Origin of the sequence: Mycobacterium sp. smrl_JER01 (assembly GCF_048513595.2) — a bacterium.
In the GTDB taxonomy this organism is placed as follows: Bacteria; Actinomycetota; Actinomycetes; order Mycobacteriales; family Mycobacteriaceae; genus Mycobacterium.
This window is the reverse complement of the sequence record NZ_JBLXXK020000002.1, coordinates 213,785-234,092: the sequence shown is the minus strand read 5'-3', so window position 1 is coordinate 234,092 and position 20,308 is coordinate 213,785. Positions and strand designations below refer to the sequence as shown.

21 protein-coding genes are annotated in these 20,308 nt (G+C 65.3%); 12 read left to right on the top strand and 9 right to left on the bottom strand.

The features are described 5' to 3' along the window. Positions 1-312 precede the first annotated feature (312 nt). The 9 genes from ACNUDN_RS29350 (at position 313) to ACNUDN_RS29310 (ending at position 7,944) form a co-directional block, all read left to right on the top strand. Positions 313-540 (top strand): DUF2933 domain-containing protein, encoded by a 228-nt coding sequence (locus ACNUDN_RS29350; protein ID WP_011767907.1) that lies wholly within the window; start codon positions 313-315, stop codon positions 538-540. Between the two features lie 36 nt (positions 541-576). Then, positions 577-1,338, top strand: coding sequence for a methyltransferase family protein (locus ACNUDN_RS29345; protein WP_011767906.1), 762 nt, complete (start codon positions 577-579; stop codon positions 1,336-1,338). Continuing rightward, positions 1,335-2,066 (top strand): ABC transporter ATP-binding protein, encoded by a 732-nt coding sequence (locus ACNUDN_RS29340; protein ID WP_011767905.1) that lies wholly within the window; start codon positions 1,335-1,337, stop codon positions 2,064-2,066. Before ACNUDN_RS29345 ends, ACNUDN_RS29340 begins: the two co-directional genes overlap by 4 nt. Next, positions 2,047-3,546 carry an ABC transporter permease gene (locus tag ACNUDN_RS29335; protein WP_011767904.1) on the top strand — a complete coding sequence of 500 codons (1,500 nt, stop codon included), beginning with the start codon at positions 2,047-2,049 and terminating at the stop codon, positions 3,544-3,546. Before ACNUDN_RS29340 ends, ACNUDN_RS29335 begins: the two co-directional genes overlap by 20 nt. After that, complete coding sequence (locus ACNUDN_RS29330) at positions 3,546-3,953, top strand: hypothetical protein (RefSeq protein WP_011767903.1); 408 nt, start codon at positions 3,546-3,548, stop codon at positions 3,951-3,953. Before ACNUDN_RS29335 ends, ACNUDN_RS29330 begins: the two co-directional genes overlap by 1 nt. 148 nt (positions 3,954-4,101) lie before the next feature. Beyond that, positions 4,102-4,629 carry a pyridoxamine 5'-phosphate oxidase family protein gene (locus ACNUDN_RS29325; RefSeq protein ID WP_011767902.1) on the top strand — a complete coding sequence of 176 codons (528 nt, stop codon included), beginning with the start codon at positions 4,102-4,104 and terminating at the stop codon, positions 4,627-4,629. A gap of 227 nt (positions 4,630-4,856) precedes the next feature. Beyond that, positions 4,857-5,150: a metal-sensitive transcriptional regulator gene (locus ACNUDN_RS29320; protein ID WP_011767901.1), complete on the top strand. Its 294-nt coding sequence runs from the start codon at positions 4,857-4,859 to the stop codon at positions 5,148-5,150. Between the two features lie 162 nt (positions 5,151-5,312). Further along, complete coding sequence (locus ACNUDN_RS29315) at positions 5,313-5,555, top strand: heavy-metal-associated domain-containing protein (protein ID WP_011767900.1); 243 nt, start codon at positions 5,313-5,315, stop codon at positions 5,553-5,555. A 40-nt stretch (positions 5,556-5,595) separates the two neighbouring features. Then, positions 5,596-7,944 carry a heavy metal translocating P-type ATPase gene (locus ACNUDN_RS29310; RefSeq protein WP_011767899.1) on the top strand — a complete coding sequence of 783 codons (2,349 nt, stop codon included), beginning with the start codon at positions 5,596-5,598 and terminating at the stop codon, positions 7,942-7,944. An 81-nt stretch (positions 7,945-8,025) separates the two neighbouring features. Here the strand turns inward: ACNUDN_RS29310 and ACNUDN_RS29305 are convergent, their stop codons facing one another. From ACNUDN_RS29305 to ACNUDN_RS29295, 3 genes are all read right to left on the bottom strand, one after another. Beyond that, a complete protein-coding gene (locus ACNUDN_RS29305) occupies positions 8,026-8,280 on the bottom strand; it encodes an SHOCT domain-containing protein (RefSeq protein ID WP_011767898.1) in 255 nt (84 codons plus the stop codon). Between the two features lie 142 nt (positions 8,281-8,422). Then, the gene (locus tag ACNUDN_RS29300; protein WP_011767897.1) at positions 8,423-9,979 is read right to left on the bottom strand and encodes a multicopper oxidase family protein; all 1,557 of its coding nucleotides are present in this window, start codon (positions 9,977-9,979) and stop codon (positions 8,423-8,425) included. Beyond that, positions 9,976-10,203: a hypothetical protein gene (locus ACNUDN_RS29295; RefSeq protein WP_041322078.1), complete on the bottom strand. Its 228-nt coding sequence runs from the start codon at positions 10,201-10,203 to the stop codon at positions 9,976-9,978. Before ACNUDN_RS29295 ends, ACNUDN_RS29300 begins: the two co-directional genes overlap by 4 nt. 126 nt (positions 10,204-10,329) lie before the next feature. Here ACNUDN_RS29295 and ACNUDN_RS29290 point away from each other — a divergent pair, with 126 nt between their 5' ends. After that, a complete protein-coding gene (locus ACNUDN_RS29290; protein ID WP_011767895.1) occupies positions 10,330-11,070 on the top strand; it encodes a response regulator in 741 nt (246 codons plus the stop codon). Then, positions 11,067-12,212 (top strand): sensor histidine kinase, encoded by a 1,146-nt coding sequence (locus ACNUDN_RS29285; protein ID WP_011767894.1) that lies wholly within the window; start codon positions 11,067-11,069, stop codon positions 12,210-12,212. Before ACNUDN_RS29290 ends, ACNUDN_RS29285 begins: the two co-directional genes overlap by 4 nt. A 61-nt stretch (positions 12,213-12,273) precedes the next feature. Here ACNUDN_RS29285 and ACNUDN_RS29280 read toward each other — a convergent pair whose 3' ends face one another. Then, positions 12,274-12,987, bottom strand: coding sequence for a DUF305 domain-containing protein (locus ACNUDN_RS29280; RefSeq protein WP_011767893.1), 714 nt, complete (start codon positions 12,985-12,987; stop codon positions 12,274-12,276). A 219-nt stretch (positions 12,988-13,206) separates the two neighbouring features. Between ACNUDN_RS29280 and ACNUDN_RS29275 the strand changes: the two genes are divergently transcribed. Beyond that, positions 13,207-13,620: a DUF302 domain-containing protein gene (locus ACNUDN_RS29275; RefSeq protein ID WP_011896107.1), complete on the top strand. Its 414-nt coding sequence runs from the start codon at positions 13,207-13,209 to the stop codon at positions 13,618-13,620. A 36-nt stretch (positions 13,621-13,656) separates the two neighbouring features. Here ACNUDN_RS29275 and ACNUDN_RS29270 read toward each other — a convergent pair whose 3' ends face one another. The 5 genes from ACNUDN_RS29270 to ACNUDN_RS29250 form a co-directional block, all read right to left on the bottom strand. Beyond that, entirely contained in the window at positions 13,657-16,044 is a 2,388-nt protein-coding gene (locus ACNUDN_RS29270; protein ID WP_011896108.1) for a heavy metal translocating P-type ATPase, read from the bottom strand. 781 nt (positions 16,045-16,825) lie between these two features. Next, complete coding sequence (locus tag ACNUDN_RS29265) at positions 16,826-17,326, bottom strand: hypothetical protein (protein WP_011767890.1); 501 nt, start codon at positions 17,324-17,326, stop codon at positions 16,826-16,828. A gap of 77 nt (positions 17,327-17,403) precedes the next feature. Continuing rightward, positions 17,404-17,745 carry a DUF3703 domain-containing protein gene (locus ACNUDN_RS29260; RefSeq protein WP_011767889.1) on the bottom strand — a complete coding sequence of 114 codons (342 nt, stop codon included), beginning with the start codon at positions 17,743-17,745 and terminating at the stop codon, positions 17,404-17,406. A gap of 33 nt (positions 17,746-17,778) precedes the next feature. Then, the gene (locus ACNUDN_RS29255) at positions 17,779-19,911 is read right to left on the bottom strand and encodes a heavy metal translocating P-type ATPase (RefSeq protein WP_011767888.1); all 2,133 of its coding nucleotides are present in this window, start codon (positions 19,909-19,911) and stop codon (positions 17,779-17,781) included. Continuing rightward, positions 19,904-20,287, bottom strand: coding sequence for an ArsR/SmtB family transcription factor (locus ACNUDN_RS29250; RefSeq protein ID WP_011767887.1), 384 nt, complete (start codon positions 20,285-20,287; stop codon positions 19,904-19,906). Before ACNUDN_RS29250 ends, ACNUDN_RS29255 begins: the two co-directional genes overlap by 8 nt. Positions 20,288-20,308 lie beyond the last annotated feature (21 nt).

Genomic DNA, 20,308 nt, shown 5'->3' with positions numbered 1-20,308 from the left:
GCTACGTAGCGGGTGGCGCCGCACGACCGTGATCGTCCGCGTGTCCGATCGTGGTGATCGGGTTTCACACCGCCGGCTCGTGATGACCGTGCCGCAGACCGGATGCGACGCCTACCGCCGATGCCAGCACCGACGCCGACGCCGACGCCGACGCCGACGCCGACGCCGACGAGAACGATCGCGTTGGCCGCCATAGGGCCTCTGGGCGAATCAGACAGGGACTTTCGTCGTACCTATCACCTACGTAGTTCCATGGGCATCGCCAGGGTAGAAGCGCATGCTTGAGGGCGGCCCGAACGGAAGGACCTCGAGATGAAAACACAGTACCTACCCTGGTACGCCTTGGCCTTGGCCGCCGCTTTCGTAACTGCGCTGGCCATCGGTGTTCCGCTGTCGACGTCGGCGCTGCTGCTCTTTGCGCTGGCATGCCCATTGATGATGATGTTCATGATGGGCGGAATGGGCGGCGGGCACGGTAACAACACTAAGCATGACCGGTCCGATACGCCGGAGCACCGCGACTCTGCGGGACGGTCATAAACCTCCACGTCCATCACCGATCAGGAGGTCTTGGCGATGGCAGATGCAGCCTACGGATTATGGCCGCTGGTGATCGTGAACACGTTGTTGTTCATGGCTTTTGGGCTGAGCTTCTTTCGTCCGAGAACGCATCGAGATTGGCGGGCGATGGGCGGCTACACCGCGTTCTTGGTGGCGTTGTTCACCGAGATGTACGGCGTCCCGTTGACCGTGTACCTGCTCGGCGGCTGGCTGGGATCGCGCTTCCCGCTCCTACGTGACACCCACGCCGGCGGGCACCTGTGGAACGACCTCATCGGCTGGACCGGCGACCCGCACCTGAGCCCCTTTCATCTGGCCAGCTACGCGGCGATCGGTGGCGGTTTCTGGCTGATCGCGGTCGCCTGGCGACACTTGCATGCGGCCGCCCAAGCCGATCGACTCGCCACAACCGGCCCGTATGCCTGGGTACGTCACCCGCAATACGACGGCTTCCTACTAGTCATGCTCGGCTTCTTGCTGCAGTGGCCGACGATTCCCACACTGATGATGTTCCCAGTGCTGGTTTACGTCTACGCGCGGCTGGCGCGCAGCGAAGAACGCGACGCGGCGGACCAATTCGGCCCCGCATGGAACGCGTACGCGGCACGCACTCCGGCATTCGTGCCGCACTTGCGATCTCGTCCCCAAACCGTGCCGGAAACCGCTCACTCCGGTGACAGCCGCACCGCCTGGCATCGCCCGACACCGCCGCCCCTGCCCACCGGCGCCTCGCCACCGCCCAGCACCGACGGCTCCCACGGAGGAGGTCGGTCATGAATCACACCACTGGGACCGACGCCATAACGAAGCTGCCGGTGGTCGAGGCCGCCGCCGCGGTGTTAACGGCCGGCGGTATCGAGAAGTCGTTTCGCCGCGGCACCTGGCCGATCTCGCACCACCGGCAGGTGCTGCGCGGCGTCGATCTGACGCTGCAGCCTGGCGAAGTGGTCGGTCTTGTTGGGGAGAACGGCTCAGGCAAGTCAACAATCATGAAGATCTTGGTTGGCGAGCTTGCCCCAGACGCGGGCACGGTGGTCCGCTCCGGCGTGCTGGGCTATTGCCCGCAGCAGCCGGTGGTGTATGAACGCCTGACCTGTGATGAGCACATTGAGCTGTTCGCGCGCGCCTACCGTATGACGCATGAGGGCGAACGGCGCGCGCGCCGAGATCTTTACGAGGCGTTGGGATTTGAACGATACGCCGGCACACGGGCGGATCGGTTGTCGGGCGGCACGCTGGCCAAGCTCAACCTGACATTGGCGATGCTGGCCGACCCGCAAGTGCTGCTGCTGGATGAGCCCTATGCCGGCTTCGATTGGGACACCTATCTGAAGTTCTGGGATCTGGTGGCCCGTCGTCGCGACGACGGACGGTCGGTGCTGATCATTAGCCACTTCGTCGCTGACGAGCACCGCTTCGATCGCATCGTCAAGCTGTGTGACGGGCGGCTATGCGAGGGACAGTACGGAGGGCAGGGGGTCCCCAGTGACGACCGCAGCCCATGAGCAGTGGCGGCCGACGCTGCTGCTGACCCGCAGCTTCATCGCCGACTATGTTCGCAACCCGGTGAACCTGATCATGCTGGTCCTGGTGCCGCTCGTGTTCGTGCTGGTCGCGGCCGGTTCGATCGCCGACGCGATGGAACTGTTACGGGGACGACCCGGCATCGCAACCCAAACGGCGACCGCCGGCTGGGCAGCTGGCTTCCTGTCGGGGCTCGCAATGTACTTCCAGATCCGCTCGGCGCGACGCGCGGACAAGCGGTTGCAACTGGTCGGCTTACCAGCGGCGCGGTTGCTCGCTGCCCGGGCCGGCACCGGTCTGCTCATGGCGGGACTCGTCTCGGGAGTGGCGCTCGCCGCGTTGGCCGTGCGTGTCGGTATCGACCATCCGGTCCGGGTGATCGTCGGTACGCTGATGTTCTCGGTCATCTACCTGGCGATCGGTGCGCTAGTAGGGATAGCGGTTGCCAATCCGGTCAACGGTGCGGTGATCATCTTGTTGATCTGGATGATCGACGTGTTCGTCGGGCCTGCCGGCAGCGGCGGCGATTACGTGTTCACTCGCTGGTTTCCCACTCACTTCGTCACGTTGTGGATGGTCGACACGCCCTCGCACCACGCTGGACGGCTCGGCGATCTCGGCCTCGCCTCGGTTTGGATGCTCGGCGCTCTTGCTGTGGCCGGCGCGTTGGTGGCGGCGGGTTCTCGCACCGCGCGACGGCGTCAGCGCACGGCCGGCCAGTTACCGACTGCGCTGAGGTTCGGTCTGGTCGATCTGCGGCGAAACGGCGTGCTGCTGGTGCTGCTAGTTATTGTGCCGGCGGCGTTCGTGCTGCTGGCGAAGGTGACCACGCCGGGGCGATCTCTAATGGTGTCGGTCACCGAGAACGGCGCCGTTTCAAACCAGTCGTTCTGGTTTCCCGAGGTACACGCCGGAGCGATGGCCCCGATCGGCATCGGTGCGCTGGCTGCACTGGTTGGGATGTTCGTAGTGGTCGATGCTGCCGGCGGGGACCGACGCCTGCGGCTGGCCGGCTACCGCACTGGCGTGGTGCTGGCTGCCCGATTGGGCGTGGTCGCCGTAGCCGCCATCGTCATCACGGCGGCCACCATGGGGGTTACCGCGACCGTCTTCGACGCCAGGCAGTGGCCGGGCTACATTGCCGCCAACCTGCTGATCGCCGCCATCTACGCCCTGATCGGTGTAGTCATCGGGCCACTGCTGGGCAAGGTCGCGGGGGTGTTCGTCGCATTCTTGATCCCTTTTCTCGATCTGGGAATCATCCAAAGTCCGATGCTCCGCCCTATACCTCAGGAGTGGGCCCAGTTTCTTCCCGGGTACGGCGTGACCAGGTTGCTATTCGATACCAGTCTCACCTCACGTTTCGACGAAACCTGGCCATTACTAACTGGGTTCGTCTGGCTGGGTGGGCTATTGATCGTGGCCTCAGTGGTCCTCACCCGCGGCGGGAAGTCGACCTGATGATCGCCGCCGCATGGCTGTTCGGCGTCGGTGGCGCGATCCTCGTCGGGATTGGCGGGTTCTTTCTGTTGGCCCGGCCTGCACTGCTGCCCGAGGACTTGCGCTATCTACGCCGCACCGCGGGCGAGATCGATGCTGCCGTACCGAGCCTGCGTGAGTGGCTGCGTCTGGTGTTCATCGTCCTCGGCGGATACGCAGTGGCTACCAGGACACTCACCATCTACCTGGCAGCCACCGACATTCGTAATGCCGAGTCGTCGGCAGTGGCGGTACTGGCGGTCGCCGGCGCATCGTCGAGTGGGGTCATGGCGTTGGTAAATTTCGCGCTGCACTCGACATTTCGGTGGCTGCTTTCCGCTGCGGCGGCACTCTGGATCGTGGCGACGCTGGTGGCGGTGGTGTCGTGACCTTCCGGGAGTGGGCCTGGCAGGTGCCTCGTCCCTGTAAGCACCCCGGCGTCCACGCCACGGGCTCTTTCCAACAAGTCCCGGAACACATGGGTCGGCGGGTGCACATGAATACCGCGCTTCGTCGGTCACCGAGTCGCCGGGCGTCATGGTGAAGGATCACCCTGTCACGTTCGAGCTGGTTCTCGGCCATCTACGGAAGCGAACGTTTGCGGTACTTTCGACGACTGACGAAGAGGGCAAACCGTGCTCAGCGGGAGTCAACTACCGCGTGTCTGAGCTCGGCGGTGCCATCTCCATCTTCGTTATGACCCGCCGGCACCTGAAGAAGGCGCGCAATGTCGTGCGGCATCCGCGGGTCTCGCTCGTGGTTCCGCTGCCGAGGCGGCTCCTGTGGTTCCTCCCACCAGCAACCCTCCAGTTGAGCGGACACGCGAAGATCCTCGACTGGACTGACGACGAAGGGCGGGATGCCTTCCGCCAGTTCTGGATAGGCCGCCGAATCCTCAAGGCTTACGAAGAGTCTTACCGCCGCGGCGAAACGCGAATCTGCTTCTTGAAGATCACACCAGATCCTGCGATCAACACCTACATGGTCGGCTCCAACATCTGGCAGCTCAGGAATCACATGGAATCAGGTGCGGCCAAAGTAATCGACCCGCGCGGGAACCCATGAGCAACGGGGCGGGTCGGCTTGATGATCATGCGGCGGGCTGATGCGCCGCACGCGGGAGGGCCAGTCGGCGCGCTGAATTGCACACCCTCGACGCCCACGCGGGCGGGCCCGGTTATGCAGCTGAGGTATCCGTCGCACTTCTGGTGACGTTGGCCCCTTGACAGATTGATACCCCATAGGGGTATATTGCTTCTTATACCCCTATGGGGTATTAGGGAGGAGGAGTCATGGATACGGCGACACCCGGGTATACAGCCTCGAAGGACGCACATCTCAAGCGACTGCGCAGAATCGAGGGGCAGGTCCGCGGCCTTGCGCGCATGGTCGACGAGGACGCCTACTGCATTGACGTGCTCACCCAGATATCGGCGGCAACCAAAGCGTTGGAGTCGGTGGCGTTGTCGCTTCTAGACGAACATCTGTCCCACTGCGTCCGTGACGCAATCCACCAGGGCGGCGACATGGCCGAGCAGAAGATCAATGAAGCCTCGGCAGCAATCGCGCGGCTCGTCCGCTCCTGAGCACACATCCGAAACCGCCCATCCCGCAAGCGAAAGTGGACAGAAATGACCCGACAGCTCATCGTCACCCTGCCCCTGGTCCCGTCCACCTCCTCGGGCTGCAGTTGCTGCGCACCGAGGTCCTCGGACACACGCCCACCAGCAACGCTCGAGGAGAACGCCATGAGCACCACCACAACCACCAAGTCCTACTCCGTGACCGGCATGACCTGCAGCCACTGCGTCGCCGCGGTGAGCGCAGAACTCGGTGCACTCGCCGGTGTCACCGACGTTCATGTCGATCTGGTTGCCGGCGGCATATCCACAGTGACGGTTTCCAGCGACACACCACTGACCACAGCGCAGATCACCTCCGCACTCGATGAGGCCGGCGACTACCGCCTATCCAACGATCAACCTCGCTAGCGCTTCGACCCTGCGCCGTACCCGAACCAAAGGACAGAGCATGAGCCTGCCGAATCACGTCGTCGGTGTCGATCAACCCCACAGCATCGAGTTGTCGATCGGCGGGATGACCTGTGCATCGTGTGCAGCCCGGATCGAAAAGAAACTGAACAAGATCGATGGGGTCGAGGCCAGCGTCAACTACGCGACCGAAAAGGCCAAGGTGGACTACCCCAACTCCGTCGATCCGGCAGTGTTGATCGCCGCGGTGGAAGCGACCGGCTACACCGCAACCGCCCCCGCGGCGCCGAACGACGCGGCCCCGACCGATTCCGGCCGGGACGCGGGCGAAGCCGACTCCTTGCGGAGCCGATTGCTGATCTCCCTGGTGCTGACGGTGCCCGTGATCGCGATGTCGATGATCCCCGCGCTGCAATTCACCAACTGGCAATGGCTCGCGCTGACCTTGGCCTCTCCCGTCGTGGTGTGGGGCGCCCTGCCGTTTCATCGCGCAGCCTGGGCCAACGCCCGTCACCGCGCCGCCACGATGGACACCCTGATCTCACTGGGCGTCAGCGCCGCGTACCTGTGGTCACTGTGGGCGCTGTTCATCGGACACGCCGGCATGCCGGGGATGAGGATGGCCTTCAGTCTGCTACCCGACGCGGGTTCCGAGACCGAGCACATCTACCTCGAAGTCGCCGCCGCGGTGACGGTGTTCATTCTGGCCGGCCGCTACTTCGAGGCGCGCGCCAAGACACGATCCGGTGCCGCGCTGCGGGCCCTGCTCGACATGGGCGCCAAAGACGTCGCCGTCGTGCGCAACGGTACCGAAATCCGCATTCCAACAGCAGAACTTAGCGTCGGAGACGTGTTCGTGGTGCGACCGGGTGAGAAGATCGCCACCGACGGGGTGGTGACCGACGGCGCATCAGCGGTCGACGCATCGATGCTCACCGGGGAATCCGTGCCCGTCGAGGTCCGTCCCGGCGACCACGTCACCGGTGCCACCGTCAACGCCGGTGGGCGACTGCTCGTCCGCGCCACCCGAATCGGCGCCGACACCCAACTCGCGCAGATGGCGCGCCTGGTCGAAGACGCCCAGAACGGCAAGGCATCGGTACAGCGCCTGGCCGACCGGGTCTCGGCGGTCTTCGTGCCCATCGTCCTGGCGCTGTCGGTGGCAACGCTGGCTGTCTGGCTGCTCACCGGCCATTCGGCGACAGTCGCGTTCACCGCGGCGGTCGCCGTCCTGATCATCGCCTGCCCGTGCGCGCTCGGTCTGGCCACCCCCACGGCCCTCATGGTCGGCACCGGCCGCGGCGCCCAACTGGGCATCCTGATCAAAGGGCCGCAGGTGCTCGAGTCCACCCGCCGGGTCGACACCATCGTGCTCGACAAGACCGGAACCGTCACCACCGGCCGCATGAGTCTCGTGGGGGTGTACCCGGGCGCAGGCCAGAACTCCGACGAGCTCCTCGAGTTCGCGGGAGCCTTGGAGAGCGCGTCTCAACACCCCATCGCGGAAGCGATCGCCGCTTCGGCCTCCGCCGGCGGCGCGTTGCCAGCGGTCGAAGACTTCTCCAACCACAACGGCTACGGCGTCAGCGGCGTCGTCGCCGGCCATGCGGTCCTGGTTGGACGGCTCAGCTGGCTTAATGACGACTGGTCGCTGACAGCCCCCGACGACCTCGCCTCCGCCGCCGAACACGCTGAGTCCCAGGGCCACACCCCAGTGTGGGTGGCGTGGGACGGGGCGGTGCGCGGCGTGATCGTCGTGGCCGACACGGTGAAGCGCACCTCCGCGGACGCCATCGGCCAATTCCGCAAGCTCGGCCTACGTCCGTTTCTGCTGACCGGCGACAATCGGCGCGCCGCCCTCGCAGTCGCCGCAGAGGTCGGTATCGACGCCGACGACGTGATCGCCGAGGTCCTCCCTGCCGGCAAAGTCGACACCATCAAAAGCCTGCAAGCGCAGGGGCGAACCGTCGCCATGGTCGGCGACGGCGTCAACGATGCCGCCGCACTGGTACAGGCCGATCTGGGCCTGGCGATGGGCACCGGATCCGACGTCGCCATCGAGGCATCCGACCTGACACTGGTACGTGGTGATCTGCGCGCAGCCGCCGACGCCATTCGATTGGCCCGGTCAACCCTGCGGACCATCAAGGGAAACCTGTTCTGGGCCTTCGCCTACAACGTCGCCGCACTTCCCTTAGCGGCGCTGGGCCTACTCAATCCGCTGATCGCCGGCGCCGCAATGGCCTTCAGCTCGGTCTTCGTGGTCAGCAACAGCCTGCGGCTTCGCCGGTTCACCAGCAGCGCATCCCCTGGGCAGACGGAAGACGTCCACGTTGCGACAGTGCCGCCAGGGGGCGACGAGTACCGCAGGGCCCACACCGCACCATAACCCCAGGCTGGGCACCTCACGCTCAGCAAATACGCCCGCGGCGCGGGACTCCCCCGCCGCGGGCTTGGGTGCTGGCGTCAGTTATCGGCGGACAGCCTCGCGCAGAATCGCCAATCGTTCGCGGTACTGCGTTTCGTCGATCTCGCCACTGGCGAATCTCGCCGCTAGCAGTTGTTCGGCTGTGGGCGCGTCACCGCGTGGCGCTTGTGAGCTGCCCGTCGTGTATCTGATCAGAGCGACGATACCGACGATGATCAAGCCCCAGAACAGCACCATCCCGACGCCCATCCCCGCGTATCCCCACCAACCCATGTCGTGGTCGTACCAAAACATCATGACCGTTCCTCCTCTTGATGTATCCGTGGCCGATCGGCCACAGTCTTACGGTTTGCGTCTCGTCCCGACAGAGTCAAGAGCACTGCGCTTCAAGGTCTTTGGGCCTCATTGCCGCTGACCGTGCGAAGGGCGCGGCACCGGGCTAGGGCGAGTAGTTCAGGCTCGTCATCATGCCGGCTTCCTGGTGATAGGTGTTGTGGCAGTGCATCATCCAGACGCCCGGGTTGTCGGCGGCGAGCGCCACCGTCAGCTCCTGCATCGGCAGAACGATGACGGTGTCCTTGCGTGGGCCCGGAGTCCCGTCCGGCTTGATCACTTGAAAGGTGTGGCCGTGCAGGTGCATGGGATGCCACATCATGGTGGTATTGGCGAAGGTCAACGTCGCCTTCTGGCCTTGCCTCACAGTCAGTGGGACGGTGTCTTCGAACGGTCTGCCGTTGATCGTCCAGTCGTAGGACGCCATGGAACCGGAAAGCCGGGCCGACAGAGCGACATCGGCCCTGCTGACATCCAATACCGCCTCGGGCGCGGCGGTGAACACGCCGACGGTGCCGACCCGGCGCTGCAGTTCGGGTGGCATGAACGTCGGATCGGGTGCGGCACCGGCACCGGTCGACAGTATGGCTCGCGCGAGCGCGTTCTTCCCTTCGGCCGAAGCGACAAAGGAGAACACGCCGTCACCGGTGGTGATGAGCACGTCATAGCGCTCACCCATGCCGATCAGAAGCGCGTCCACCTCGGTCGGCACCACAGGGAAGCCGTCGGTGTGGGTGACGGTCATCCGATGCCCGGCCAACGCGACCCGAAAAGCGGTATCGGACGCGGCGTTGATGATCCGCATCCTTATCCGCTGCCCAGGGCGAGCGGTGAGAGTGGTCGGTGCCGCCGGAATACGACCGTTCGCCAGGTAGAAGGGGTAGCTGACGTCACCCGCGTCGCCCCCGAGAAGCGGGCTCGCGCCCACGCCGCCGACACCGGGAACCCCTGGCATTCCAGGTGTTCCGCTCATGCCGGGCATGCCGGGCATGCCGGGCATGCCTGGCATGCCACCCGAGTGGCCGCCGACTCCCGAGATGGGACGCAGCCCCTCGTAGAGCTGCTGCGGACTGGAGCCGATGCCGTCGGTCCAGTCATCGAGCACCACGATCCACTCGGCGTCGTAGCCTCCCGGTTCGGCCGGATCGTCGATGATGACCGGCGCGTAGAGTCCGTAGTCGGCGTCGAGGCCGGTGTGCGGATGCGCCCAGTAGGTACCGGGATGAGGCGCAGAAAACCGGTAAGTGAAGTTCGAGGACGGGTCGATGTTCGGGGTCGCCGGCGTTGCCCCATCCATATCGTTGCGCAGCGCGATGCCATGCCAGTGCAGCGAAGACGGGTGGTTCAGACCGTTGGTGACGCTAATCGCCAGTTCGTCGCCGACGTTGGCGCGGATCAACGGTCCGGGAACAATGTTGTTGTACGCCAGTGTGCGGGCGACGGGTCCGCCCAGATCGATGTCCGCCGGCCCAGGTGTCAACGCCGCAGTGACAGTGCGCCCGGTGTGGGGCCGCGCGGCTTCGGCGGCGCCGATCGGATCCGTAGCCGGGTTGACACTTGTGGGCTTTCCGCACGCAGCCATGGCGGCGGTACTGGCAGCGAGGGTGGCCGCGAGAAACGTGCGTCGTGTCAATATCGTCGTGCCGACGCTCTGACCGTTCATGGTCGTTGCGGGGGGTTCGTCGTCGCGACGCAATCGGCGGCGGTGAGGCCGGGCAACGGAGCGTCGCGCTGGATTTCAATGTCCTGGCGGCGCTGCGGTGTCTTCCCCCCGAGCAGTGCCGCCAGCGCGGCGATCACGGCTCCCCAGAACGCAACCAGCATCATCATTGCCAGCAGGCAGCCAGCCCACCCCCACAGAGCGCCGGCTTCGTTCCACCACGTCATCGGGGTCACCTCCTTCGCGTTCCACACTCGTGCGGTCGAGTAGCGAATCGACGATGGTTTTATGAAGATTCGCTCAAGACCTGGGTCGCGGGTTCCTGAATCCCTTCGGGGCGGCACGATGAGGACATGGACAAGCCTGCGGCCACCCCTTCTGCGGGTTATCGAGCGTTGGTGGTCGACGACGAGGTACCGCTGGCCGAAGTCGTGGCGAGCTACCTCCGACGCGAGCAGTTTGACGTCAGCCTCGCCCACAGCGGAGCGGACGCCTTGGCGCAGGCCCGTGAGATCGACCCGGACGTGGTCATCTTGGACCTCGCGTTGCCGGGCATCGACGGCGTGGAGGTATGCCGCCAACTTCGCACGTTCTCCGATGCCTACGTGGTGATGCTGACCGCACGCGATACCGAAATGGACACCATCGTGGGCCTGTCGGTCGGTGCCGACGACTATGTCACCAAACCTTTCAGTCCCCGCGAACTGGTCGCGCGGATCCGCGCCATGTTGCGCCGGCCTCGCACCGTCGCAACGCCGACCAGTGCTGCGACCGCGGCCGACGAACCCCCGCCGCGGGCCTTCGGGCCGTTGTCCATCGACGTTGCGGGCCGACAGGTATTCATCGACGACGAACCAGTTCTGCTCACCCGCACCGAGTTCGACATCTTGGCCGCGTTATCGTCGCGACCGGCCGTGGTCTTCAGCCGCCGCCAACTCCTCGAGGCCGTCTGGGGAGACTCCTGGGGCGGAAACAAACATCTAGTCGACGTCCACATCGGACATCTGCGCCGCAAATTGTCGGATGACCCCGCCGGTCCCCGCTACGTGATCACCGTCCGCGGAGTCGGATACCGAATGGGAAGCGGCCAATGAGGACAGACACGAGCATTCAACCCAGGTCGCGGCGCAGTCCTGGAGTCGGGGCGCGACTCCTGCTGGCGCAAGCCTTGGTGCTCCTCGCCGGCGGCGCAACCACCGGGGTCGTCGCCGTCATCGTCGGTCCACCGCTGTTCCGAGAACACCTGAACCGCGCCGGACTTCCTCACTCATCCAATGAACAGTTCCACGCCGAGGAGGCCTACCGGTACGCCACCGCAATCTCCATCGCGGTGGCGATCGGCGTAGCCGCATTGACCGCCCTGTTTGTGACCTGGTACTTCAGCCGTCGCCTGCAGCACTCCATCGCCGAGGTCGCATCGGCCGCCACTGCAGTCGCCGACGGCCGCTATGACATCCGTGTGTCGCCGCTGCGCTTGGGGGAGGATTTCGCGAACCTGTCCCGCGCGTTCAATCGGATGTCCGAACGGCTCGAATCGGTCGAGACCACCCGGCGCCAACTCTTCGGTGACCTCGCCCACGAGATTAGGACACCCGTCTCGGTACTCAAGGCCTACATCGAGGCCGTCGAGGACGGAGTGAAAACCCTTGACCCCGAGACGGTTGCCGTGCTCAACGATCAAGCCAGCCGGCTGGTGCGCTTCTCCGATGACTTCGCCGCGCTCGCTCAAGCCGAGGAAGGTCCCGGCGCGGTCACACCGCAGTGGATCGACCCCCAGGCCGCGATCGTCACCACCGTGTCTGCCGCAGCCGACCGATACGCCCAGAAGGATGTCGCGCTGACCTTCGATGCCGCGAACCCGCTGCCCGAGGTGTGGGTAGACCCTCTGCGCCTCGCACAGGTGATCGGGAACCTTCTCGACAACGCTCTGCGCCACACCCCCGCGCGAGGCCGCGTCGAGGTCGACGCGGCGGCAAAGCCCGGCGAAGTGATCATCACCGTGCGCGACAATGGTGATGGCATCGCTGCCGAGCACCTCCCGCACGTGTTCGAACGCTTCTACCGCGCCGATGTGGCCCGCGATCGAAGCCACGGCGGCGCGGGGATCGGGTTGGCCATCGCCAAAGCACTCACCGAAGCCCACAGCGGCCGCATCACTGCGGCCAGCCGCGGACCAGGCCTGGGCAGCACCTTCACCATCGAGCTACCCGCACGCACGGACCGCCATGACCACTAATCGAACTCGACAACGCTGTCATGAAACATGACTCGCGCGACACGCAGCCATGCCCTGACTTCTACAACGAGGCCAGGATCTTGTTCATGGTGTCGATCTCCTGCTGCTGGCTGGTGACGATCGAGCGTGCCAACGCGACCGTATCGGGGAACTGGCCGTCCTTGATCTCATTCTGCGCCATAGTAATTGCACCCTCGTGATGCTTGACCATCTGCGTCAGGTACAACTTGGAGGCTTCCACCCCCTGGGCGTTTTGCAATGCGGCCATGTCCTCCTCGGACATCATGCCCTCCATCCCCGGCATATCACCCATACCGGGCATGCCCGGCATTCCAGGCATCATCGATTGAGTCGGCGTACCGGATTCGCTGGGCGCGGCACTGGCGCTGGGCATCCCACTGTGACCGGGCATGCCGTCCATCCCGGGCATCATCGGCATCGTGGACATGCCCCACTGCGTGAGCCAGGCCTGCATCTGTTCGATCTCGGGCCCCTGAGCAGCTTTGATCTGCTTGGCCAGGTCCACCACTCGCGGGTCGATTCCCTGCTTACCCAGCAGCATGTCGCTCATCTCGATGGCCTGTTGGTGATGCGGGATCATGTGCTGGGTGAACATGGCATCAGCCTGATTGTGGGCTTCGGTGGCCGATGTCGACGAGGGCGCCGACACCGACGACGACGAATCTCCCTGCGTAGTGCTGGTATCACTACATGCACCAACGGTGACCAGCGCCGCCAAGGTGGCCGCACCGACGGCCAGCGTCTTCCTCTTCATCACAACAAGTCCCTTCCTGGGTCTCACGGTCGATGCGGCTGCAGCGCGCCCAGTTGACGCGCGGGTATCCCGACCTGTCTTCGAGCATTCGCGGCGCCGGTATGGCCCGACTAGTCGTTCTATGAAGATTCGATAAAGAACGGCAACCGCCCTTGGCGTCGGGAGGTCCGCGGCGCAGCCTTGGCTGTGTTCGCCCCACAGGACCATTGAGAGGACCGCATGACCATCGCACTGTCGACAGCGCTGCACACGTCGTTCGCCGACGCCGTTGCGCGCACCCGAGCCGCCCTGACAGAGCAGGGTTTTGGCGTCCTGACCGAGATCGATATGAAGGCGACTCTCAAGGCGAAGCTGGGCGAGGACGTGGAGGAGTACCTCATTCTGGGTGCCTGCAACCCACCATTGGCTCACCGGGCAGTGAATGTGGACCGTCAAATCGGCCTGCTGCTGCCCTGCAACGTCGTTGTCCGAGCCGACCGTGCAGACGACACCTCCGTCATCGTCGAGGCGATGAACCCGCAGATACTGGTCGAGGTGACCGGAGAGCCGGCTTTGCGTGACGTCGCCGACGAAGTGACGCGAAAGATGCAGGCCGCCATCGACTCACTTCAGACTGCGGCCGCACCCGCCTAGTCCCTCAAACACAGAACAGCGACGGCACGCGGAGCGTCACGACTTGGCGCCCGCCTCCGCTGACGCCGGTACGGGAAGCTTCAATCTCTTCAGCATCAACGCATTGACGGCCACGATGAAGCTGGAACCTGACATCGAGAGGGCAGCGATCTCGGGCCGCAGCACCAAGCCGAGCGAAGGTACGAAAACCCCAGCCGCGATGGGCAATGCGATCACGTTGTAGCCGACCGCCCATCCAAGGTTCTGCCGCATCTTTCGTAGCGTGCCCCGTCCAATCCGCAGCGCGATCGCGACGTCGAGCGGGTCTGATCGCATCAACACCAGATCTGCGGTTTCGATGGCGACGTCGGTGCCTGCACCGATCGCCACGCCGAGATCAGCTTGGGCGAGCGCCGGTGCGTCGTTGACGCCGTCGCCGACCATGGCGACCTTCTTGCCCTGTCGTTGCAATTCAGCGACCTTGGCTGCCTTATCACCTGGCAGCACCTCGGCGATGACCGTGTCGATTCCCAGTTGCGCGGCGATGCGATCGGCAGTGGCCTGATTGTCGCCACTGAGCATGACCACCTCGACACCGAGGTCGTGCAGCGCGGACACCGCTTCGGCAGACGTCTCGCGCACAGCGTCCGCCAAGGCGATGACACCGACTCCCCGGCCGTCGACGCTTACCAAGACCGCCGTGCGTCCGCTGGCGGCGAGTTCGTCGCGGCGTTGCATCAACACGCCGAACTCGACGTCCTCCTCGACCATCAGCTTGCGATTGCCGACGGCAACGCGGCGCCCATCTACCGTCGCGACAGCTCCGTGACCGGGCACGTTACGGAAACCAGTCAGTGACGCCGAAGCGATCCCGTGCGCGGCCGCGTAACGCACGATCGCCCCCGCCAGCGGATGCTCGGACTCAGTTTCGACCGCAGCCACCATGGCGAGTACTTGATCCTCTGGAATGCCGTCGACGACGACGTCGGTCACTTCAGGCTCGCCCTTGGTCAACGTGCCGGTCTTGTCCATGACGACGGTATCGATGCGCGCCGACGTCTCCAGCGCGGTCGCATTCTTGAACAACACTCCCCGCTTGGCGCCCAACCCGGTGCCCACCATGATCGCGGTCGGAGTCGCGAGTCCCAGCGCATCGGGACAGGTGATGACCACGACGGTGATGGCGAACAGCAACGCGGTCTGGACACCGGCGCCGACCGCCCACCACACTAGGAAGGTGGCAGTGCCGCCGATCAGCGCCACCAGAACCAGCCAGAACGCTGCCCGGTCGGCGAACCGCTGCCCTGGGGCTTTGGAGTTCTGCGCTTCCTGAACCATCGCGACGATCTGAGCCAAGACCGTGTCGGAGCCGACCTTCGTAGCCAGGACCCGCAACGTGCCGGTGGTGTTGATCGAGGCGCCAATCACCTTCGAGTCCGGCGCCTTTGACACCGGCAGGCTTTCCCCGGTGACCATCGACTCGTCGACGTCTGACGTTCCCTCGGCCACCGTGCCGTCGACGGGAATCTTGGCACCTGGGCGGATGAGCAGGAGGTCACCCACTGCCACCTCGGCGGTGGGAGTTTCCACCGGCTCACCGTCGCGCAGCACAACTGCCACCGGGGGCGCCAGCTCGAGCAGGGTGCGAATTGCATCGTTCGCGCCACCGCGAGCTCGCATCTCGAACCAGTGGCCCAACAGGACGAACGCCGTCAGCACCGAGGCGGCCTCATAGAACACCTCACCGCCGCCGGTCAGCGTCACCCCGAGGCTGTAGAGCCAGCCTGCGCCGACCGCCACGGCAACGAGCACCATCATGTCCAAGGTGCGGGCCCGTAGCGCTCGCCAGGCACCGTCGAAGAAGATCCACGCCGAGTAGAAGACGACCGGCAGGCTCAGCAACAGGGTGAACACGTCATCGCGGAGCCCGAACGGCGCAGGCACGGTGAACCCGAACATGTCGCGGCCCATCGGCGACCACAGCATGATCGGGATCGACAACGCGAGCGCTACTAGGAATCGGTTGCGCATATCGCGGACCATGTGATCCATCGACATGCCGGCGTGTCCGCCGCCGTGACCCATCGCTTCTTGCGGAGTTCGTGCCGGCGCGGCCTCATGCGCATGCACCTCCCCGGCTGTCGGCGACGGAGCCGACGTTGGCTGCTCGTCCAGGGTGGCCGATGGGTGGTGATGGGGCTCGGACGGATCGCAGACGTGGTCCGGCACCGACCGCCCCGCGCAGTGGAAGCCGCAGTCACGTATCCACCCGGCCAGGTCAGCGACCGAGGTCGTCGTCGGGTCGTAAACAACTGTCGCCGTTTGATTTACCGCATTGGCTTCGACCGACGTCACGCCCGGACGTCTAAGCAGAGTGGCCTCCACCACCGCCGTCGAACTTGCCCAGTTCAATCCGTGTACGTCGAGAATCGTCGACTTCGTCATAGCGTCTCTCGTTCAGTGTTACCGGAGCGGCTCCGATGTCCTGCGACCTGCGCTGTCCTCGCCATCCCCATCCCGCATCCGTCAGGCTAGTCATCTCAATCACTCACCCTTCCGGTGATCGATAAGCCTGCAGTGCTGGTTCGACAAAGATTCGATGAAGATTGCGCGCAACACGCAACGAAAATTTCCTGTGGCCGAGACGAAAGCCAGCATGACGGCCCACATGGCCGCGCGGGCTAGGAGACTCAGGTGCGCTCGGCGACGTTCAGATGTGCTGCCCGCCGTGCTTCACCACTACAGCGAAACTCGCCCCCAGCCGGAGGATGTCCCAAAGTAGCCAGCATCGCCGCCGGTGCCTGCGGTGTCGCCTCTCTGTCATGAGCCCCCACGCCATCGAGACTACGCGCGCTGCCAGCCGCCGCAGCGTCGGGAAAGTTCGTAAACAACGTGTTGCGACACCGCCCGCTACGGCCACGTACCGCCGCCCAGCCTGCCCCCAGCCGACACACCAGCCACGCCCCTCCAGGTGAGGGCCAGACTCACCACGGCGTGGGCTGGTCGCCAAGCAGCGCTGCCTGCACCGCGGCGGATCCCAGCCGTGCCGCACCGCGTCGCGTTATGGCACCGATCGTTCGCGCCGCACGCCGCGACTATCGAAGCGCCGCAACGCATAGCGGCCACCGGGGCGCATCCGCTCCTTCTGTCGCTCTGGCGGCCGACCTTATCTGGGATGACGCCAGCCTCGGCATGTCGCTTTCGGGGTTGTCAAGACGCCCGTCCCTCAGCCGCGAACAAGTCGCCACATGCCCCACCATGCGACGGGAGCAAGAGCGAGGACTGTCCACATTCCAGGGACGTAGGCAGTGATTCCGCTGGGGTTCAGCCAGGGAAAGACGGCGAAGTGAGCGAGTTCAGTCAGACCCATGGAGGCGAAGAATGTCCAGGCCAGGTAACGACCTAGGGGGTGGTTGCGGCGCATCAGGATGGGTGTCAGCAGCCAAGCGCCAACCGACACCGCGACGAGCAGCAGGACTGGCAGGGATGTCGCGGAGGGTTTGGAGGTTCCGGTAACCGTCGCCAGAAACGCGAAGAACTCCATCTGCTTTTCTTCGACGCGGTGAAGTAGGAAGAGGCTCAACGCAATCCAGAATGGCATTCGGACATCTGCCCAGAGCCCGCCGGCGGGGAAGAACAGCCACAGCAGGAGGCCGCCGGCAAATCCGGCGGTGAAGATCGTCATTGTCAGTAGGTCGAAGGCCCACCATCCCAGGCCCAGCGTCACAGCGGTGATCCCCGTTGCGGCCGCGACAGCCCAGCGGGGTCGTTCCGGCAGGCGTTTGGTAAGCGGCGCCGTCGGTTTCATCTGTTGGTGAGGGCGGCGAGGTCGTCGGGAATGGGCATGGGTGTCATGAGGCCGGCCGTCACGCGGCCGGTGTTGCCGACGGGATAGCGGCCGGTCAGTGAGCCAGGGGCGGCGACCATCAGGCGTAGGACCTGGCCGATGGCTTCGCGGCGGTCGTGCTGGCCTAGCGCCAACCTCAGCATCGCGGCGTGGCTGCAGGTGTGTAGCCACGGATCCGGTTGCGAGACAATGTGTGCGCGCTCCAGATGTCGCCACCTGGCCGCGGGGCTGGTCGCATATTTCGCAGCGGTCATCTCACCTCGATAGACCCGCCGGGCACGCTCGCCAATTCGTGGCATCGAGTCGACTCCTGTCGTGCGGAAAGTGGTGGGCTATCGGTGGTTGGCCCTTATGGATGCGGTCGGGTCGTCGGCCAGTGGAGGTCCGGCGGGAGCGCAGCAGTCACATCCGTGGTCGTTTGGTGCAACATCTGCCGCGACCAATGGGGAGTTGAGTTTGGTGGCTGAGGGCGGCGTCGACCGTTGGGGACCACAGCAGGGGTCGTCGAGGGTGGGTGCCGGGCCGATGTCGATGGCATGAGTCGTTGATCGTGGCGACGACGTTGTCACGCCAGGGAGGGCGGCGATGCGCGCGGCGCGGATGGCGTTGAGGATGACCAGTACTTCGGCGGTTTCGTGGATCAGGACCACGGTGGCCAAGCCCAGGACACCGAATGCGGCTAGCGGTATCAGGACGGCGATGATGGCCAGCGAGAATGCGATGTTCTGCACCATGATTCCCCGGGCACGCCGCGAGTGGGCCAGTACCTGGGGTAGGTGGCGAAGGTCTTCACCCATCAGGGCGACGTCGGCGGTTTCGATGGCGACGTCGGTGCCCATGGCGCCCATGGCGATGCCGATGTCGGCGGTGGCCAGCGCGGGGGCGTCGTTGATGCCGTCGCCGACCATGGCGATGGGGCGGCCTTGTGCAATGGTTCGCAGTAGAGCTGCTTTGTCCTCGGGAAGCAGCTCGGAGTGCACGTTCGTGATGCCGGCCTCGGCGGCCACTGCTTCGGCGGTGCGGGCGTTGTCACCGGTGAGCATCGCCACCGTGAGGCCCAGGCGTGTAAGCAGCCGCACGGTGTCGGCGGCTTCGGGGCGAAGTTCATCGCGCACCGCGATGGCGGCGACCGGCTGTTCGTCTCGGGCCAGCACCACCACGGTCGCGCCGGCTGCCTGCAACCGCTCGATGTCGTCGGCGAGTGGTCCAGGCGTTACCCAGGAGGGCTTACCGAGGCGCAGCCGGTAGCCGTCGAGCTCACCATGCAGACCATGGCCGGGCACTGCGGTCACGTCGCTGGCGATCGGCGGATCACCGGCGGCAGTCAGAATCGCTTGTGCGAGTGGGTGTTCACTGCGTGTCTCCAACGCAGCTGCCCACCTCAAGGCATCATCGTCGCTGAAGTCGTCGGTGGTGATGACGTCGATGACGCGGGGCTGGTTGCGCGTGAGGGTGCCGGTCTTGTCCAGGGCGACGACCTTGATGCGGCCGAGTTCTTCGACTGCGGCGCCGCCCTTGATCAGGGCGCCATGGCGGCTGGCGGCCCCGATGGCCGCGACCACGGTCAGCGGGACGGCGATCGCCAGCGCGCACGGTGAGGCAGCCACCAGCACCACCAGCGCCCGCTCCAGCCACAGCATCGGGTCACCGAACACCGCGCCAACCGCGGCGATGGCCGCGGCCAACGCCATGATCGCCGGCACCAGCGGACGGGCGATCCTGTCGGCCAGTCGTTGACCGGCGCCTTTACGTTCTTGGGCTTCTTCGACGATGTGCACGATGCGCGCTAATGAGCTGTCGGCGGCCAGGGCGGTGACTTCCACCTCGATCGCTCCACCGCCGTTGATGGCACCGGCGAACACGTCGCTGCCGGGGCCGGCTTCGACGGGCAGCGACTCGCCCGTGATCGCCGACAGATCCAGGCTCGTCTGACCGGACCGAATGGTGCCATCAGTGGCGGCCCGTTCACCAGGCCGGATCACCATGACGTCACCGACGACGAGTTCGCCGGGGGCCACGGTTGTTTCGGTGCCGTGCCGTAGCACCGAGGCTTTCGGCGGCACAAGAGACAACAGGGAGCGAAGCCCGCGGCGGGTGCGGCTGACGGCGTAGTGCTCCAGCCCTTCGGCGATTGAGAACAGGATGCCGAGCAGTGCTGCCTCGGCGAATTGGCCCAGAGCGACTGCGCCGATCGCGGCGATCGTCATCAACGTGCCAACCCCGATGCGACCGTGTCGCAGGTTACGGGCCGCATCCGGCACGAACGTGATGGCGCCGGCGGCTACAGCCGCCAGCTCGACGGCTTCTACGACACCCTCATAGCCGCCGAACCGCCCCACGATCCAGCCCACGCTCAACAGGACCGCCGCGAGCACCGCGAACTGCAACTCTCTTACTTGCCAAAGCTTCTCGGGACCTGCGTCGAGTTCGGCGTCGTCGCGCGGCCCGCAGCACGCATCAGACACAATCGGATTCCTTCCCCGTAAGCGCGACCGCACTGGCGAGCACCGAGTCGGTCAGCTGGCGGCCACGCTCGGTCAGCTGGTACATCACCAACTTGCCCTGACGCCGCGAGGACACCAGCGACGCGTTCTTGAGTTGGCGCAGGTGGTGTGAGACCAAGCCCTGCGGCAGTCCGACCACCCAGGCCATGTCGCAAACGCACAGCTCGTCACCGGCGGCGAGTGCGGCCGCAATGGACAACCGGGTCGCATCGCTCAGGCCGCGCGCCGCCGCGGCGGCGGCTTGAATGGTGGCGGGGTCTGGAACCGTGGCCCGGATGGACTCCGCGCGCGGCAGGTCCAAACAGAGGAGATCGCAAGTGTCCACCGGCTCCGTCATATCCACATACTAAAGTACGTT